This window comes from Luteibacter yeojuensis (genome assembly GCF_000964085.1).
GTDB lineage: Bacteria > Pseudomonadota > Gammaproteobacteria > Xanthomonadales > Rhodanobacteraceae > Luteibacter > Luteibacter yeojuensis_A.
Map to the genome: position 1 here is coordinate 12,874 of NZ_JZRB01000039.1, position 15,131 is coordinate 28,004.

General features: G+C 62.2%; 18 protein-coding genes. All 18 read right to left on the reverse strand.

The annotated features are described in order from the left end of the window. Window positions 1-64: 64 nt before the first annotated feature. The 18 genes from VI08_RS16230 to VI08_RS21485 all read right to left on the reverse strand — a co-directional run bounded on the left by VI08_RS16230 (window position 65) and on the right by VI08_RS21485 (window position 14,888). Complete coding sequence (locus VI08_RS16230) at window positions 65-1,522, reverse strand: XVIPCD domain-containing protein (protein WP_045830665.1); 1,458 nt, start codon at window positions 1,520-1,522, stop codon at window positions 65-67. Beyond that, complete coding sequence (locus VI08_RS21040) at window positions 1,503-2,117, reverse strand: hypothetical protein (RefSeq protein WP_157006862.1); 615 nt, start codon at window positions 2,115-2,117, stop codon at window positions 1,503-1,505. Before VI08_RS21040 ends, VI08_RS16230 begins: the two co-directional genes overlap by 20 nt. Before the next feature lie 87 nt (window positions 2,118-2,204). Further along, a complete protein-coding gene (locus VI08_RS16240; RefSeq protein ID WP_045830666.1) occupies window positions 2,205-2,813 on the reverse strand; it encodes a hypothetical protein in 609 nt (202 codons plus the stop codon). Window positions 2,814-2,846: 33 nt separating this feature from the next. Then, window positions 2,847-4,526 carry a type IV secretory system conjugative DNA transfer family protein gene (locus VI08_RS16245; RefSeq protein ID WP_045830667.1) on the reverse strand — a complete coding sequence of 560 codons (1,680 nt, stop codon included), beginning with the start codon at window positions 4,524-4,526 and terminating at the stop codon, window positions 2,847-2,849. A 21-nt stretch (window positions 4,527-4,547) separates the two neighbouring features. Beyond that, window positions 4,548-5,951 (reverse strand): XVIPCD domain-containing protein, encoded by a 1,404-nt coding sequence (locus VI08_RS16250; protein ID WP_045830668.1) that lies wholly within the window; start codon window positions 5,949-5,951, stop codon window positions 4,548-4,550. Between the two features lie 2 nt (window positions 5,952-5,953). Then, the gene (locus tag VI08_RS16255) at window positions 5,954-6,472 is read right to left on the reverse strand and encodes a hypothetical protein (protein WP_052698015.1); all 519 of its coding nucleotides are present in this window, start codon (window positions 6,470-6,472) and stop codon (window positions 5,954-5,956) included. A 130-nt stretch (window positions 6,473-6,602) separates the two neighbouring features. Beyond that, window positions 6,603-7,739 (reverse strand): XVIPCD domain-containing protein, encoded by a 1,137-nt coding sequence (locus VI08_RS16260; RefSeq protein WP_052698016.1) that lies wholly within the window; start codon window positions 7,737-7,739, stop codon window positions 6,603-6,605. A 15-nt stretch (window positions 7,740-7,754) separates the two neighbouring features. Further along, the gene (locus tag VI08_RS16265; protein ID WP_052698017.1) at window positions 7,755-8,276 is read right to left on the reverse strand and encodes a hypothetical protein; all 522 of its coding nucleotides are present in this window, start codon (window positions 8,274-8,276) and stop codon (window positions 7,755-7,757) included. Between the two features lie 13 nt (window positions 8,277-8,289). Further along, on the reverse strand, window positions 8,290-9,558 hold the full coding sequence (locus VI08_RS21045; protein WP_052698018.1) for an XVIPCD domain-containing protein: 1,269 nt from the start codon (window positions 9,556-9,558) through the stop codon (window positions 8,290-8,292). A gap of 73 nt (window positions 9,559-9,631) precedes the next feature. After that, window positions 9,632-10,264, reverse strand: a complete 633-nt coding sequence (locus tag VI08_RS16275; protein WP_052698019.1) for a hypothetical protein — start codon at window positions 10,262-10,264, stop codon at window positions 9,632-9,634. A 90-nt stretch (window positions 10,265-10,354) separates the two neighbouring features. Next, window positions 10,355-10,651 carry a hypothetical protein gene (locus VI08_RS16280; protein WP_045830669.1) on the reverse strand — a complete coding sequence of 99 codons (297 nt, stop codon included), beginning with the start codon at window positions 10,649-10,651 and terminating at the stop codon, window positions 10,355-10,357. Between the two features lie 179 nt (window positions 10,652-10,830). Further along, window positions 10,831-11,289: a DUF4189 domain-containing protein gene (locus VI08_RS21455; RefSeq protein WP_198148979.1), complete on the reverse strand. Its 459-nt coding sequence runs from the start codon at window positions 11,287-11,289 to the stop codon at window positions 10,831-10,833. A 40-nt stretch (window positions 11,290-11,329) separates the two neighbouring features. Beyond that, window positions 11,330-11,914 (reverse strand): DUF4189 domain-containing protein, encoded by a 585-nt coding sequence (locus tag VI08_RS21460; RefSeq protein ID WP_084621573.1) that lies wholly within the window; start codon window positions 11,912-11,914, stop codon window positions 11,330-11,332. A 28-nt stretch (window positions 11,915-11,942) separates the two neighbouring features. Next, entirely contained in the window at window positions 11,943-12,428 is a 486-nt protein-coding gene (locus VI08_RS21465; RefSeq protein ID WP_084621574.1) for a DUF4189 domain-containing protein, read from the reverse strand. A 129-nt stretch (window positions 12,429-12,557) separates the two neighbouring features. Further along, entirely contained in the window at window positions 12,558-13,052 is a 495-nt protein-coding gene (locus VI08_RS22600; RefSeq protein WP_084621575.1) for a DUF4189 domain-containing protein, read from the reverse strand. 139 nt (window positions 13,053-13,191) lie between these two features. Continuing rightward, window positions 13,192-13,677 (reverse strand): DUF4189 domain-containing protein, encoded by a 486-nt coding sequence (locus tag VI08_RS22605; RefSeq protein ID WP_084621576.1) that lies wholly within the window; start codon window positions 13,675-13,677, stop codon window positions 13,192-13,194. An 80-nt stretch (window positions 13,678-13,757) separates the two neighbouring features. Further along, the gene (locus VI08_RS21480; RefSeq protein ID WP_084621577.1) at window positions 13,758-14,246 is read right to left on the reverse strand and encodes a DUF4189 domain-containing protein; all 489 of its coding nucleotides are present in this window, start codon (window positions 14,244-14,246) and stop codon (window positions 13,758-13,760) included. A gap of 153 nt (window positions 14,247-14,399) precedes the next feature. Continuing rightward, entirely contained in the window at window positions 14,400-14,888 is a 489-nt protein-coding gene (locus tag VI08_RS21485) for a DUF4189 domain-containing protein (protein ID WP_084621578.1), read from the reverse strand. Window positions 14,889-15,131: the final 243 nt, after the last annotated feature.

Consider the following 15,131-nt stretch of genomic DNA (forward strand, 5'->3'; position numbering starts at 1 on the left):
GGAGCGCGCTTGCGCGCGATCGCGCGCAAGCGTGCTCCCACAGCTACTTTAAGTTCCCGGCCTATCAGGGCCCATGCGGCCGAGGCCCAGCCTGCGACTGGGCTTGCATTTGCTCCTGGGCTTGCTGCTGCACTTGAGCCTGCTGCTGGTACGCCTCGGCAGCGGCGATCCACTGCTTCGAGCTCTCCTCGACGGGCGTCTCGGTCGCCTGCGCAGTATCCACCTGCACGATCTGCTTGAAGGGTGAGTTCAGCTCACCCTGCACCCCAAACGCTTTGCTCCCATCCTCGTTGAGCACGACGTGGTCGATGCGCTTCAGGCCATCGCGCGCCGCAGCGACCGCGAGCGCGCCAGCCACTTTCTCCGTGGCGGCATCGGGTGTACGCCCGAGCTGTTTGTCGACTTGCTCGACACCCTTGTGCGCCTGTGCGTAGAGCTCGTGCCCAGGATGATCGTGGCGTCGCATATCGGCGTTGTTGGATGGCACGGCAGCCGGTGACATACCGTAGGTAGCGCTTCCCAAGGCGTTCGCCATGCGCGGATCGGAGAAGGTCTCCGCGACGCGATGCGCCGCATGCTGGGCAGCCTCGGCCACACTTGCGGCTCCATCTCGAACTGCCTGAACGCCGCGGGGCGCCTCGCCCACGACGAAGAGCCCTTCGCCCAGCACCGCGGCGCCGACGGCGCGGGCCGGCCCTTGCATGGCCCGCACGCCGATGAGCGCGGGTTGATCGAGTTGCGATGTCAGGAGCGTGCGCTGATTCAGCAGGTCACTGCGAAAGTTGTCGATAAGCGATCGGTTGTCTTCGTACCGGCGGGCATTGGTTGCGTCGGCAATGCCTGAGCCGTTGGGCTTATCTTCGAAGTTGCTCATGGAGTGAGAGCTGACTCTCATGGACCCGAGAAGCGCTGCTGAGCCAACCTGCGACGTACGGTCGTAGCCAGCCGCCTGCAGTAATTCGATGTCATCGGCTGTAGCGTAGACACGAGTCTCTCCAAAGTGCTGGCTTGCGGCGCTTACGGGATCGGTCGCGCGCATGTGGTTAATGACCTGCGTGCCGCCACCTACGTCGTGACCTCGCATGCCTACGATGCCATAGGGGTTGAATGTCTCTCCCTTGAGGCCGAATTTTTCCGCATTGAGCTGGGCGAGTCCGCCGCCGAGCGAATGGCCAGTTACCAGGACTGGCGCCGAGTAGCCCTGTTTCTCAGCGAGCTTCGCCGCATCCCTCATCGTCTGCTTCGTGTACATCTCCGATTCGATTGATTGCGCATTCAGGCGGGTACCCACCATGGCAAGATCAACAGCGCCATCAAGGAGGTCGTCCGTGCCTCGAAAGGCGATGATGGCTTCCCCGGAGGCTTGGTCGCGATAGGTGCGCGCGTAGAAGCCAGTTGCCACATCCATGGCGGAATCGACTACTACGTAGCTATGACCCTTGTTGTGCACGAGATCGTCGTCCCGGCGTACTTTGTACACGTCGGCCGCCAGGAAAGCGAAATCATCTGTTGTCTGGGTCATGTGTGGCCTCCTTGGCCGTCATATTGATCGTAAATTTTTCTGTGCCAGGAGCGAAAACTTCAGGGTTTCGCAAACCGACGACTTTCAAGGGGTCGTTGGCGTTCTCAAAAGCGGATTTGGCGAAATACAAGCGACTGACGCTTTCCGCCGTCAGGTCGGCCGTGCCGATTGATGCAATGAATGTTCGCTTGTCCTTTGTCGCCACGACGGTGACGGCATTTATGCCCCAATGACACGTTCCTTTTCCGAAGTAATCGCTATCCAGGTACGGGTCACCGACGAATTTTGCGGTGTACGTGCCGTCGGCTTGCTTAGTCAACGTGACTGGGATGTCGCGTCGCGGAGCGTCATGGACGCCTGATATCGCCTGAGCAGGGGCGCACAGATCATTGGTAACCTCATAGAAAACCCGGCCCGACATCTTGTCGAATGCTGCGGGCGCGCCGTCGAGCTTCACGAGCAGGACATAAGTCTTCGATGGGGCTGGGTTCTCTTGAATGTCCGGGGCGCCGATGTGGCTTGAGCATGCAGCTACCAGTGTCGTAACTACGGCGATGGCTAGGCTGGACCTTCGAAGCTTGGTGGTTTCGGTCATGGACAGTCCTCCCAGCGAAATCTGGCGATTCATCCGAAACATGTTGTGCCTGTCCGCGAGTAGGAGTCGAGAGCACATGACGCGGCACTACTTTCTGTCTGGCACATGCGCATCATCCTTGGCGGTAACTGTCACCGTATAGATTTTTCCCGACTGGCTCATTTCCGCGGCTTTCCGGTCAGTGAGCGCATACTCTGGCCAATCTGTAGGGGCAGACATGACCGACCACTCCGAGATGTAACTTCGAACCGAGCCGGATGCAAGGATGCCTTCGCTCCCCATGCCTGCCCTCAGGTCACGCTTTCCATGTCGTAATCTGAAGTCGACCGACGAGATCTTCCAGTGGCAAACGCCGCGGCCGTGGTAGTCATCATCCTCAAAGCGATCGAGCGGCACCTTCGCTTGGAATGCATGCGGAGAGACCTTCCGTGGGTCGATGTAGGTTGTGACGAATGGCTGACCGGTGGCTCCCGAGATCATCAGCGGCTTCAGGCAGCTGATGTTCTCGATCGTGTAGGTCGCCGTCAGCAGAGCCGAATCAATAGGGATCGGAAGGTCGCCGACGTCAACTTCGATGGCGACCCATTCCCGTGGATCCTTGTTTTTTGCTGGCGAGTCCGGGGTGTCGCGCAAGAAGAAATACAGCACAACACCTGTGGTTATCGCCATGCCGGCGATGCGATGGGATTTCAACATGCCAAGTCCATGGCCGAATTATCCCCCATCCCACTAAACCACGAGCTGAGGCACGTCAATTTTCGGCATCAATCGCGACGTAAAGTACCTATCCTGGTAATACTTGATCTTCTCGCACATCACCGGGTGCGGGATGCCCTCGTAGAAGAACACCTCCTTGTCCGTACCCATCGCCTTCAGCTCCTGCGGCAACATCAGCGCGCGTTTCTCTTCGGTCTTGCTGCGCGTGTCGCCGCCCTTGCTCTTGGTGATGTTGGTCTTGGTCACCGTGGTGTAGCCGAGCATCTCGGAGTAGTCGTTGGCGTCCTGCTGTTCGCGGGGCGCGTAGACGATCTGCAGCGCGTGGTTGGTGATGACCGTGCGCGACACGTCCTTGCCGTATACCGCGTCGAGCTGGGCCATGCTCTGGATGATGGGCAGCAGGCGGATGTTGTAGCCGGCCATGTAGGAGACCGCCGAGGCGATGATCTCCACCTTGCCGATGGAGGTGAACTCGTCCATCAACAGCAGGCACTGGTGCTTCAGGTCGGGGTTGTTCTGCGGCAGCTCCTTCGTGTTGAGGTTGATGAGCTGGCTGAAGAACAGGTTCACGATGAGGCGGCTTTCGGCCAGCTTGTTGGGCTGGATGCCGATGTAGATGGTCATGCGCTTCTTGCGCACGTCGGTGAGCTGGAAATCGTCCTCGCTGGTGGCCGCGTCGAGCACGGGGTTCAGCCACGCGTTCAGCGGCTCCTTGAAGGTGCCAAGGATGGAGGCGAACGTTTCCGCTGCCTGCGAGAGCAGGTTGGCGAAGGCCGACCTGGCGTTGCTGCTGAGGAACGGCTTCTGGGCCAGGGCGCCGTAGAGCTCGCGCAGGTCGGTGCCATCGCCGGACGAGAGGCGGTAGATCATGCCCAGGGTCGGCTTGTCGCGCAGCATCAGCGGCAGGCCGTTTTTCTCGTCGTGATCCCACTTTTCGCAGAGGTAGAGCGAGAACGCCATGAAGGCGTTGCGGGCCTGGCTGACCCAGAACTTCTGGTCGTCGGAGCCATCGGGGTAGAGCATCGAGGCGATGCTCATGAGGTCTGAGACGCGGAAGGCCGGGTCCTTCGACACGTAGCTCAGCGGGTTCCAGCGGTGCGTGCGGCGGTCTTCGGCGAACGGGTTGAACAGGTAGATCTCCTGCCCCTGGCTGGCGCGCCAGCCGCTGGTGAGGTCGAAGTTCTCCTGCTTGATGTCGAGCACCACCACCGATTCCTGGTAATCGAGGAGGTTGGGGATGACGACGCCCACGCCCTTGCCCGAGCGGGTCGGGGCGGCGAGGATCACGAACTGCTGGCCGGGCAGGCGAACCAGGTCACCCTTGAAGCGGCCGACCAGCACGCCGTTGGGCGCGGGGTCGAGCATCTTCTGCTTGCGCAGGTCGCCGGCGCGGGCGAAGCGGGCGTCGCCGTGCATGGCCTGCTTTTTCTTCCTGAGCAGCAGCACCAGCACGACGAGCCACGCGATGAGTGGCACGCCAAAACCGACGGCACCGGCCGCCTTGATCTTCCATGCATAGGGGGCGTACTGGGGGACGTCCAGCGCGCGCACGTAAGCCGCATAGGTGGTGAACGCCAGGGCCGCATCCTTCAGCCCCAGGAACGCCAGCACCAGCCAGCCCGAAAACATCTCGCCCACCAACAGGGCGGCCACGAACAACCCGGCCGCCCAATACCCCTTGGTTTTGCTCATCGCTCTTTTCCGTTTGGTTTTTTACATGCCGTGCGCGGGTGCCTGCGGAGGCACCTGCGGGTCGATCCGTGCCGCCGGGTGGGTCGCTGCCTGGTTCTGGCGTGCGAGTTCCGCCTGGCGTTGCCACGCTTCACTGCTTTGCTGCAACGAGGTCTGGGCGGCTGCGGCCGTGTCGACATCGGTGAGGCGGCGGGTGGGTGAGTCCGGCGAGCCCTGCACGCCGTAGAGGCGGCGGGTATCGTCGCTCAGCACCACGCTATCCACGTGGGCGAGGCCATCGCGGCGTGCCCCCACGACAAGCGTGCCGGCGATCTGGTCGCTGGTCTTGTCGGGCGTGCGGCCATGCGTGGCATCGAGCGCGTGCACCGCGCCCTGGGCTTGCTTGAACAGCGCATGGTCCGGGTGGTCGGGGTGGTCGAGCGTGACGGTGGGCTTGTCGTGCTCGAACCACTCTTTCGGGTGGGTCAGCGTGTGCCACGCGCTGGAGGCTCGCTCCTCGACCGCGTGGATGCCTTCCTTCACGTGCTCGAACCCATGTTCCACGGCAAGGACGCCTTCGCCCATGAGCTCCGCGGCCTTGTGCTCCACCGTGTCCCTGAACTCGCCAATGGCCTTGGGGATTTCCCACGGGGCCGAGATGCCGAGGCGGATATCGGCCACGTCGTTGCGGTAGCGGTCCACCATGCCCTTGTGGGCCTCGTAGCGCGCCTCGTTTTCCGGCGCGATGATCGACTGGCCCAGCAGCTTGCTGTTGGGCACGAAGTTGTCGATGGCGTGGGCGTCGAAGTCCGTGGCCTTGAGCGGGTTGCGCAGGCTGAAGAGGCCGCTATCGTCGTGGTAGCCGGCCTTCTGCAGGGTGTCGATGTCCTGCTGGGCCGCGTACACGCGCACCTGCCCGTAATGCGGGCTGGCCGCGCTGACGAGGTCGCCAGCACGGACGTGGTCGATGACGGTGTCGCCCCCTTCCGGGATGCCTTTCAGGCTGGCGGCGCCGTAGGCGTTGAAGGTCTCGCCGTGCAGGCCAAACTTCGCGGCGTTGATCTCGGCCAGCGTGCCGCCGAGGGAGTGGCCGGTGACGGTCACCTCGATGGGGTGCGCCGAGCGCTCGGATTCCTTGTGCACGCGATCGAGCACGCGCTGCGTGAACGCCGCCGAATCGCTTTCCTGCAGGTTGATGCCGGCAAGCACCATGCCGGCGTCCACGCCGCCATCCTGCACGGGCTCGCGGCCGAACTCCGTGCCGCGGTAGGCGATGACCACTTCGTGCGTGTCTTCGCGCTGGTAAGCCGTGGCCTGGAAGCCCGTGACCGGGTTGTTCATGGTGTCGATGGCACGGTACGTGTGGCCACCGAGCTGCACCGGCTTGTTGAGTTGGGGGTCGTGGTAGCTATCCTGCGCGAGCAGCGCGTAGTCAGTGGATGCCATCGTCACTGATGCATCTCCTCGGCGGTGAGGGAGACGGCGAACGTGTCATGCGCGTTCTTGTAGCCCGCCGGGCTGCTCTCGCCGATGTCGACGCGCTCCATGTCGTTATCCGCGTACGAGCCGTTGGCGAAGTACCTGGTGATGGTCTTGCCGGCGAGGATATCGTCCTTGTAGATCGCCGGGCTGAAATCCACCTTGCGGGCGAAGAGGTCGGCGCTGGCGGCGACGAGGCCCCAGTGGCACACGCCCATGCCGAAGTAATCCTCATCCTGCAGCAGGTCGACGACTACCTCGCCCTTGTACACATTGCCGCCAGCCGGCGTCAGCTGCAGCGGCACGCGCTTCTCGGGCGCAACCGTGGCACCGGTGACCTTGGTGAGCGGCACGCAGTTCTCGTTGCTTACGCGGTATTCCACGTAGCCTTCGATGCGATCGAAGGGGCCCGGCGCGCCATCCACCTTCACGGTGATCGCGTAGCGCATGCGCGGGTTCGGGTTGAGCTTGACGTCAGGCTTGTTCATCGTGGCACCGGAGGCGGAAAAGGGCAGGGTAAGCAGCAGGGAAACGGCGATGGCATGGGGTCGCCATCGACGGGGCCTCACGGGTGCCTTAGCAAGTTCGTTTGCCATGTGTAGCTCCTGGTTGACGTGCTTAGAGACCCGGCGCGGGCTGCGTGGCCTGCGGGGCCGGCGTGTGCTGCTGCGGTGCCTGCGCCTGCGCCTGCGTGGCGGCCTGCTGGTCGGCGACCTGCTTCCACTGCGCCGAGCTCTGTTCGAGCGAGGTGTTCACCGCCTGCTGCGTGTTCACCTCGGCCACCTGCTTGAACGGCGAGTTCATGTCGCCCTGGACGACGTAGACCTTGCTGCCGTCGTCGTTCAGTACGGCGGAGCTGATGCCGGTGAGGCCTTCCTTGCGCGCGGCGACGGTGGCGGCGGCCGAGAGGCGGTCGCTCACGTGGTCCGGCGTGCGGCCCTGCTGGGCGTCGAGCGTGTGCACGGCGGCCTGGGCTTCGCGGAACAGCTTGTGGTCCGGGTGCGCGGCGGAATCAAGGCGCGGGCCAGCCTTTTCCTGCGCGTGCAGCGCGTCGAGCGTCTTCTTGCCGACCATGCCATCGGCCTCGAGGCCGTGCGCGCGCTGGAAGTTCTCCACGGCCGCCTTGGTGTGGGCGCCGAAATGGCCGTCCGCGATCAGCGTATGGCCACGTTCATCGCGGAAGCCAAGCGCATTGAGCTGTGCCTGTACGGCGGTGATGTCGTCGCTCTTGTCGCCCACGCGCATGGTGCCGTGGTGGGCGGCGGGGGCCGCGTGGCCGGGCTGGCCGTGCGCTGGCTGGGCGTGCCCGGGCTGGCCCGGCGAACGATTACGCCAGAACTCCTCCGGGTTCACGGCGTGGCCGTCCTTGTCCTTCATCTGGTAATGCACGTGCTGCGCGTACTGCGCCGAGCCCTTCGGGCCGCGGCCACCCATGTGGCCGATCTCGTCACCCACCTCGATGTGCTGGCCGACCTTTACCGATTGCGCCTGCGTGTGCAGGATCTCGTGGCTGTTGCCATCGGCGTCGCGGATCTTGATGGTGCCGTACTGGCCACCCACGAAGGTGACCTCACCGCTGATGGGCGAATGGATGGCCGGGTGCTCAAGGTTCACACCCGACTGGCCGCCGGCGTAGTTGAAATCCGAGCCGCCGTGCGGACCCTTCTGGCGAACTTCGCCATAGTGCCCGGTGATGTGCGGCGCGGTGCGGCCCTGCGCGGGCAGCATGGTGTTCATGACATCCTGGTAAGACATGCGTGTAACTCCTGGTCAGAGGGAATCATCCTCGGTACGAACCAGCTGCCAGCAGCCGTCCGCCGAGCGGAAATGAAACGTCATCTGGTAATCGGTATCCGGCTTGGCCAGCTCCACGGCGTAACCCGTGTCGCCTTCCGCCGTCTTCTTCATCACAAGGCCATCCTTGCCCTGGCGCGCCGAGTCCGGGATCACCGGGAAGGTGACCTCGGCCTTCGACAGCATCTTCTTCACCGGCGCGGGCTCGGGCTCCGCGTTGGCATCGACGGTATCGCTTTCCAGCGGATCGGCGATGTAACGCTTCTGCACGGCCGGGTCGTCCGTGAACTGCTTCAGGAAACCGTCGAACGTCGGCGCGGGGCACGTGCTCGACGGGCCGGCGGCCACCGCGGGTGCGGCGGCCTGGGGTGCGGTGGCGGCAGCGGCAGGCGCCGCGGCCTGCGCGGGTGGTTGCGAGGAGTCGCAGGCGGCCAGAAGGGTGGTGAGGGCCATGGCCATCGCGGTGAGGCGGATGGTCGTGAGGGCTTCTGCGCGCATGGGGTGAGGCTCCTTACCTGCCGGGTTGTTGGGTCTGCTGCTGTTGCTGTTGTTGCTGCTGTTGCTGCGATTCGGCCTGCGGCGTGCCGGCCATCTTTGCCGTGCTCTGTTCCATCGGCGTGTTGACGGCCTGCGCGGTCTGCACCTCGGCCATCTTCTTCAGCGGCGAATTGAGATCGCCCTGCACGGCATAGGCCTTGCTGCCGTCGTCGCTGAGCACGACGTGGTCGATGCGGGTGAGGCCGTTCTGCTTCGCCTTCGCGGCGAGGGCGCCGGTGAGGTTTTCGCTGGCCTGGTCGGGCGTGCGGTTCATCTTCGCGTCGATGTCGTGGACGCCCTTGCGGGCCTGGTCCACGAGCGCCCTGTCGAGGGCGGTGGCGCCGGCCTTATCGATCTTCTGGTTGTCGAGGTGCTTCTGGGCCCCGATGGCGTCGCGCGTCTTCGGGCCGGCGATGCCGTCGGCCTGGAGCTTGTGGTCGCGCTGGAAGGCCTGGAGGGCGGCCTGCGTGCCGGGGCCGAACTTGCCATCGGTGTGGAGCTCGCGGCCGTGGGCGTCCTTGTAGCCAAGGCGGGCGAGGTCGGCCTGCAGCTTGCGGACGTCCTCGCCGTTCATACCTTCCTTCAGCGTGCGCTCGGCGGCGGGGGCCGTCGGCGTGGCGGGCGTGCCGGCCGTGCGGCCCACTTCGCCGCTGGCGAGGCGGTTCATGACCTCGGGCGTGAGGCGCTTTTCCCAATCGGCGTAGCGGTGCTCGCGGTCTTCGAGGCCGTTGTACTTGCCGTTGACGGCCTTGGTGGCGGCCTTGACGTCGTCGCGCGCCGCTTCAGGCACCCGGTTCTCCCAGTACCACGTGGCGATCTTCGACGCGTTCTGCGGCTCGGCGGCGAGTTCCGGGTGGTTGATCAGGTCGAGGTCGAGGGCCTTGCCGGCGGCACGGTAGTTATCCTTGCCGGTGAGCTGGATATAACCGCGGCCGTGGTACTTCCACCCGTCGCCGGGTTCATCGTTGCCATTGCGGCCGCCGTACATCAGCTCGGCGAGTTTCTCCGGCTTGCCCTGCAGGGCTTCCTTGCGTGCGGCATCGAGGGCCTCGGGGCCCTGGCGCCAGGCGGACTGGACGGGAATCTGCTGGATATTGCGTGTGTAGCGGAAGCTCTCTTCGAGCCGGTTCAGCCCATTGGATTCATGGGTGACCTGGGCCATGAAATTGGCCAGTTCCTTTGGGTTCCTGATACCGGCCGCATAGGCGTCCGTCAGGACCTGTGTTTCACGATCAATCGCCATGTGGAACTCCTGTTTGACTTACGGGTGCCCGGTTTGGGCCTTTCCACCGCTTAGGCTGCGCGGTGTGTAACTGCTACGGCAGATGTGCCTCCGGCACATGCGTGGGATCGAAGTCCCTGAAGGCTACACCGCCGAGGTCCTTTGCCGTGAGGTCCACGACCTTTTCCTTGCCGGTTTCGCTGTCAGAAACCTTCCTTACCACGTGGGTGGCCAGCCAGTCCTTCCTGGCCGGTGACCAGGTAAACGTGTATTCATCTGACCACCGTTCACGGCTACCCCCGCCGACGACGATGGTGAACTCGCCCTTGAGAACCTTCGTATAACCGTAGGGGTCGCCCGCGACACCGCCACAGGTAGCGCAGGGGACGATGCGGGCATTCGAGGCGGCCCTCTGCAGGTGGCCCGAGGCATCGGGCACGACCAGCACCACGTCGCGGGCAGGGCCCTCGCCCAGCTTCGCGTCGGCGCCACCTGGCGGATCGATGACCAGCACCGCGCCCTGGCGCCCGTCGCCGGTCAGGTCGCCCCGCGTGGCCTCCAGGACCTTGGCCCCACCCGTAGCGAACGCCTTGAGCTCATCCATCTGGTTTCCTTTGTCCTGGCTGGCGGACGGTGCGGCGGTGGGTTTGGCGTAAGGGTTGGCGACCTGTGCGTAGGCCCATGCCGGCAGAGCGAGTAGGGCGAGGGCGGCCAGGCGGTGGCGCATCGGTAGTTTCATGTCTGCGTGTGTCTCCGCGGTGGCATGGGGTTTACGACGGGCGAGGCGCGATACCAAGTCGACAGGGTATATCAAGGCTCAAGGGCTGGCGTCAGCGGGATCCTTGACGCTCATCGTCGCGGACTTCATCGCCGCACCGGCGAACGCCTGCGGGCAGACGGTTGCGAACAACGTGGCGGAGACCGGATTGAAGCAGTACCAGTTCGACACACCGTACGTGCCAAGTTCCTTGCTGATCGGAAACCAGCAATCCTGCGGCACACCCAGCGTGCAGAACAGGAAGGGATTGTTGCCGTAGTACGGGATGAACTGGTAGCCCGCGGAAGCGCCGGTGCTCATGCCGCCGAGGAACATTACGAAAAGGAACTTTTTCATCTCTTTCTCCTTGAGTTTGAAGCGCTGCCAATCAGGTCTGAACATCTTGGAAGAACATCTGAAGGGCCGGGCGGGACATCATCTCGGCGCTGCCGACCCGGATGTGACGCTGCAGCTTTCAAAGTATCCGCATCGCAGATGACGATACCGACATCCTCTATTGCACCCCAACGGGGAGGCTACACACCGAGTAGAGGATTCTGCAGGAAGCTTCCTCTGCCTTGCATTTCGAGATAGCACCACTCTCGGCCTTTGCTGATACTTTCGATGAGTCGAAAAAAAGGTTTGTCTGCCCGACGGATGGCGAGACACGTATTGCCTGCGGATCCGAGAATTTCGCACGATTTTCCACCCTTCGTATTGCAATCATCCAATACAGCGACCTTGGCGGCGTCTTCAGTCCTTTGGCCTGTCGCACTGCCGACGATGCCGATCGTCTTGTCACCAGCCACGGCCTGCCACTGCGGAACGTACGCGGGTTCAGGCGGTGCCTGTTGCTGGCTGGGAATAGGGCCGCATGTGGACATGCCGGTTCCACCATGCGGAATCTGCCCGGGTGGGTAGCCCTGTTCGGCGAGCGCAGGCCTGCACGCCAGGATGCCGACAACGAGGATGAGATAGCAGGTCAACTTTAACATCCAGTGCCTCATGGACAGTTCGATCTTCGACCCTAAGCGGCTAGTTGATTCGTTGGGGTGTGCTGCACTTCGAGTGGTACTGGTGACATTCGGTGTAGCCCGACGAACTGCACGCCTGCATAGCATCCGCCAGGGCATCGTCCTCCGACTGTCCGAAGCGGATCTTTGAGCCGTTATCGCCGGCCGCCACTGCGATGCACTGGTTTCGATAGGTGTTGGCCATGTGGCATCCCTTGCCACCATAGGCTTCGCAATCTCGGATGGCTGCCTCCACGGCAGAACTTTCCGACGCCTTGTTCGAAGCCTCGCCGTTCAGCTGGCCATCTGCTGTTACAGCGAGCGCTCCCCAGCTGTCTTTCCACTGTGGTGTCGGTTGCGCCACAGCGGCATTGCTATTCGATCTTGGGCCGGGGACGCATGTCCGCCAGCCTGGTCCTTCTTGGGGATACTGTCCTTGGGGGCACCCACCTTCCGCATGAATGGCAGACGACGCCAGCGCAAAGAAGGTCGCGAGAATGAATGCTTTCGTTATTGTCATGTTTGATGCGAGTGACGCTCGGTCCCATTTTTGTCGCACGTGGCGTTGTGGTCGAACTTGACTTATGGATGCGGTCTGCTCTGACATGTGAACGACGTTTTAGCGCGGCTAGTGACTACTGCACTCGTACTGGCAGGTTGCACGATGAGTAATAGACTTGGCAGGAGGAGTCGCCGCCCTTGCACTTGGCCAACGCTCCCCCATCAGCCTGGCTCTGAGTTGCCCCGCCGTCGGTCCAGATCTGCCTTGCGCCCGTCACCATTGAGAGGCAGCCATTCCCCTGGGTGAAATAGATTTTGCAACGGGAGCCACCCTTGGACGTGCAATCAATCAATGCGGCTTGCTGAGCTTCCGCAGAATCCTTTTTTCCACGCGACGTACCGAGGACGGCCGCTTGGGCATCCCCAGCAATTGCCTGCCATTGCGGCACCCAAGCGGGATCGGGATTGGCTGGCTGCTGCTGACCTGGAATAGGGCCGCAAGTGGACATGTTCGTTCCGCCATGGGGGATCTGGCCCGGTGGGCAGCCCTGTTCGGCAGGTGCAGCCATGCTAAGCACGGTGCCGGCCGCTGCAAGGAGAAAAAGCGCAAATGTTCTCATCGTCTGATCCTTCGGTGCCCCTCTAGTCCTGAAAGCATTCTGCAGTAGTGCCGGTTGTGAATGGTCTTCAACAGGTTGTTGGGTGTCGGCATGTGATCACGGTTCGATCTCTCGCGGAAAGGCAGCGATTTATCGTGCAGCCGCCCCAGACGGGACGTTGCACGCGTCATGGTAGATGTGACATCCACCACCGAAGCGCTCACATTTCGCCATTGCTCCGTCCCTCGCTGCTTCGATGGTGGCCTTTGCCACCACGCCGTAACCTGAGTCTCCCGTGGCCATCGCAACACATCCGTTTACGTAGCTAACAGCGAGGATGCAGTCAGTTCCGCCGGCTTTAGTACACTCGCTGAGGGCATCCTTCTTCGCATGCCGTTCGGAATCAGCGTTTTCCTGCGTGCCAATGATGCCTTTCTTGGGGTCAACCGCTAGAGCACCCCAGTGCGAGTAATAGGTGACGGTAGGTTCTGCTGGCTGCTGACCTGGAATAGGGCCACACGTGGACATGCTTGTGCCGCCATGTGGTATTTGGCCGGGCGGGCAGCCCTGTTCCGCATGGGCGAACGTGGCCCACAAGAGGCCCGTAGCGAGAACGAAAACCGTGGAAAAAAAGCGCTTGTTCATGGAAGTGCTACCTGATCGTGAGCGGCCGACTGTCTGCAACCTTGGCGCCTGCCTATGCGATTCTGGGGAGGCGGCCTCTTCGCATGCGCTGCAGATGGTCCTTGGCTGGAGAATGCAAGCATTCGAAGTGGCTACGCTGTTACCTGATACGCAACGGCAAGCTACATCCCGAATAGTATTCGTGGCAGCCCGATATGCCGGCGGCACTGCAGTCGTGCATAGCGTTTCGAGTTGCCTCTGATTTCGAAGATCCGCCACTAACCCTGGTGCCTCCGTTGCCGGAGGCCACAGCCATGCACATGTTTCGATACGCACCAAAGTTGTGGCATTCCTTCCCATCAATGGCGTGGCAGTTAGCGATCGCTTGCTCGACAGCGGCCGTCCTTGATTCTTGATCTGTCGATGCCCCGTTCAAGTCCCCATCCGTATTGGCTGCCAAGGCGCCCCACTTGTCGACCCAATAGGGTTGGGGTGCTGCGGACTGGCTGCCTTGGGATGCCCCCGGCAGTGGCACGCACGTTCGCCAACCGGGACCTTCCTGCGGATATTGCCCTCCCGGGCACCCGCCCTCTGCGATCGCCGTCGACATGCAAAGAAGCAAGAATAGGGCGATTAAGTACTTCATGTTTGAGATCAATCCTTGAAGTTAGTACGTCGCGCTCAGGACGTTACCGGTGCCGTCCCAGATACCACTCACTCATGTCATCAGTTGACAAACACGGGTGCGCTGCAACCTGAGTAATAGATGCCGCACTTTCCCGAGCTGTGCCCGCCACAATGCTGCAGACCTTTGGATTCGACTTCAGACTTTGACCCGGCTCCGTCCGTAAAGACGCCGTCGGGAGTTACCGTCATGGCCATGCATCCGTTGGCGACTCTGATCTTTACTTCACACGATTTCCCACCCTTCGACTCGCAATTGGTTAGCGCGGCGGATCGGGCCGAAGACTCCGACCTGGCTTCGAGCGCAGTGCCCATCACGCCACGCTGCGCGTCAATAGCGATCGCGCCCCAGCGATTCTCGAATGTTCCGGTCGATGGCTGGTTGGTGCTCTGACTTGCGGGGAAGGGTATGCACGTGCGCCAGCCCGGACCTTCTTGCGGATACTCGCCCTGAGGGCATCCGCCTTCGGCGTATGCCGTGCCGAAGAACGCGGCGAAGGCGACAAGAGCGAGGATCGTGATGAGCTTCAATGGTCGTACGCCTACGTTGAGATTCGATTCTTAGGTGCGTTGAAGCTCAAGGGTGCAGAGATGCTCGGCAGTCGGAAGGAACGCGTCTGAAGCATCGCGGCATACGCTTCCGTTCGGCGGTATCAAATGCCGCTCCGATCCTTTCGTGCGAACTCAGTTCGCGCGATATGGCGAAGCACACTCGGAGTAGTAGACGACGCACTCTGTGTCCCCGGAATTGCACAGGGACATGCCTGCTTGTTCAGCGTCTTCTTTACTCTTCGCCGCTTTCGCATTGAGCGTTGATTTTCCAACGATCATGGCAATGCAAGCATTCTCGACGGATGCATAGACATCGCAAGATGATCCGCCTTTGGCCTTGCACTCTTTCGATGCGGTGGCCTCGGCGGCTGAAATAGATGAAGCTGTCATGGTGGCGCCGATGACACCGGCTTTTGCATCCACGGCGAGCGCCCCGAAATGTGACCGATAATAATTTTGGGCTTGGGCGGGTTGGCTCTTCTGGTATCCGGGAATGGGAACACATCCTTGCCACCCTGGGCCCTGTTGGGGGTATTCGCCGGCGGGACATGCACCTTCCGCAAATGCATTGTACGAACCTAATAGCAGGAAGGTCGCGCTAATAAGGCGGATTTTGTTCATCGTTATGGTGCCTGTGAAGTTTTGACTTCATCGCGATGTTGCTGAGGCGACTGCCCGGAAACGCGGAACGCATTTGCATCGTGCTGAGTCAGTCCGCCGCGTTGATTGTGAGTCTGAGTCGGAGTTTGCCCGGCCCAGGCGCCGGCAGGCTGTCCTTGCGGACCAGGCTGGCCACCATCAGGACGGAATGCCGAATACGTAAGCGCCGACCCCAACGTACCCTGGAAGAACATCGCAGCCATC

Excerpts from the sequence above, each read along its gene's own strand:
- VI08_RS16230 (WP_045830665.1), bottom strand. The coding sequence starts at position 1,522 with ATGACCCAGACAACAGATGATTTCGCTTTCCTGGCGGCCGACGTGTAC.
- VI08_RS21040 (WP_157006862.1), bottom strand. The coding sequence starts at position 2,117 with ATGACCGAAACCACCAAGCTTCGAAGGTCCAGCCTAGCCATCGCCGTA.
- VI08_RS16240 (WP_045830666.1), bottom strand. The coding sequence starts at position 2,813 with ATGTTGAAATCCCATCGCATCGCCGGCATGGCGATAACCACAGGTGTT.
- VI08_RS16245 (WP_045830667.1), bottom strand. The coding sequence starts at position 4,526 with ATGAGCAAAACCAAGGGGTATTGGGCGGCCGGGTTGTTCGTGGCCGCC.
- VI08_RS16250 (WP_045830668.1), bottom strand. The coding sequence starts at position 5,951 with ATGGCATCCACTGACTACGCGCTGCTCGCGCAGGATAGCTACCACGAC.
- VI08_RS16255 (WP_052698015.1), bottom strand. The coding sequence starts at position 6,472 with ATGAACAAGCCTGACGTCAAGCTCAACCCGAACCCGCGCATGCGCTAC.
- VI08_RS16260 (WP_052698016.1), bottom strand. The coding sequence starts at position 7,739 with ATGTCTTACCAGGATGTCATGAACACCATGCTGCCCGCGCAGGGCCGC.
- VI08_RS16265 (WP_052698017.1), bottom strand. The coding sequence starts at position 8,276 with ATGCGCGCAGAAGCCCTCACGACCATCCGCCTCACCGCGATGGCCATG.
- VI08_RS21045 (WP_052698018.1), bottom strand. The coding sequence starts at position 9,558 with ATGGCGATTGATCGTGAAACACAGGTCCTGACGGACGCCTATGCGGCC.
- VI08_RS16275 (WP_052698019.1), bottom strand. The coding sequence starts at position 10,264 with ATGCGCCACCGCCTGGCCGCCCTCGCCCTACTCGCTCTGCCGGCATGG.
- VI08_RS16280 (WP_045830669.1), bottom strand. The coding sequence starts at position 10,651 with ATGAAAAAGTTCCTTTTCGTAATGTTCCTCGGCGGCATGAGCACCGGC.
- VI08_RS21455 (WP_198148979.1), bottom strand. The coding sequence starts at position 11,289 with ATGTTAAAGTTGACCTGCTATCTCATCCTCGTTGTCGGCATCCTGGCG.
- VI08_RS21460 (WP_084621573.1), bottom strand. The coding sequence starts at position 11,914 with ATGTCAGAGCAGACCGCATCCATAAGTCAAGTTCGACCACAACGCCAC.
- VI08_RS21465 (WP_084621574.1), bottom strand. The coding sequence starts at position 12,428 with ATGAGAACATTTGCGCTTTTTCTCCTTGCAGCGGCCGGCACCGTGCTT.
- VI08_RS22600 (WP_084621575.1), bottom strand. The coding sequence starts at position 13,052 with ATGAACAAGCGCTTTTTTTCCACGGTTTTCGTTCTCGCTACGGGCCTC.
- VI08_RS22605 (WP_084621576.1), bottom strand. The coding sequence starts at position 13,677 with ATGAAGTACTTAATCGCCCTATTCTTGCTTCTTTGCATGTCGACGGCG.
- VI08_RS21485 (WP_084621578.1), bottom strand. The coding sequence starts at position 14,888 with ATGAACAAAATCCGCCTTATTAGCGCGACCTTCCTGCTATTAGGTTCG.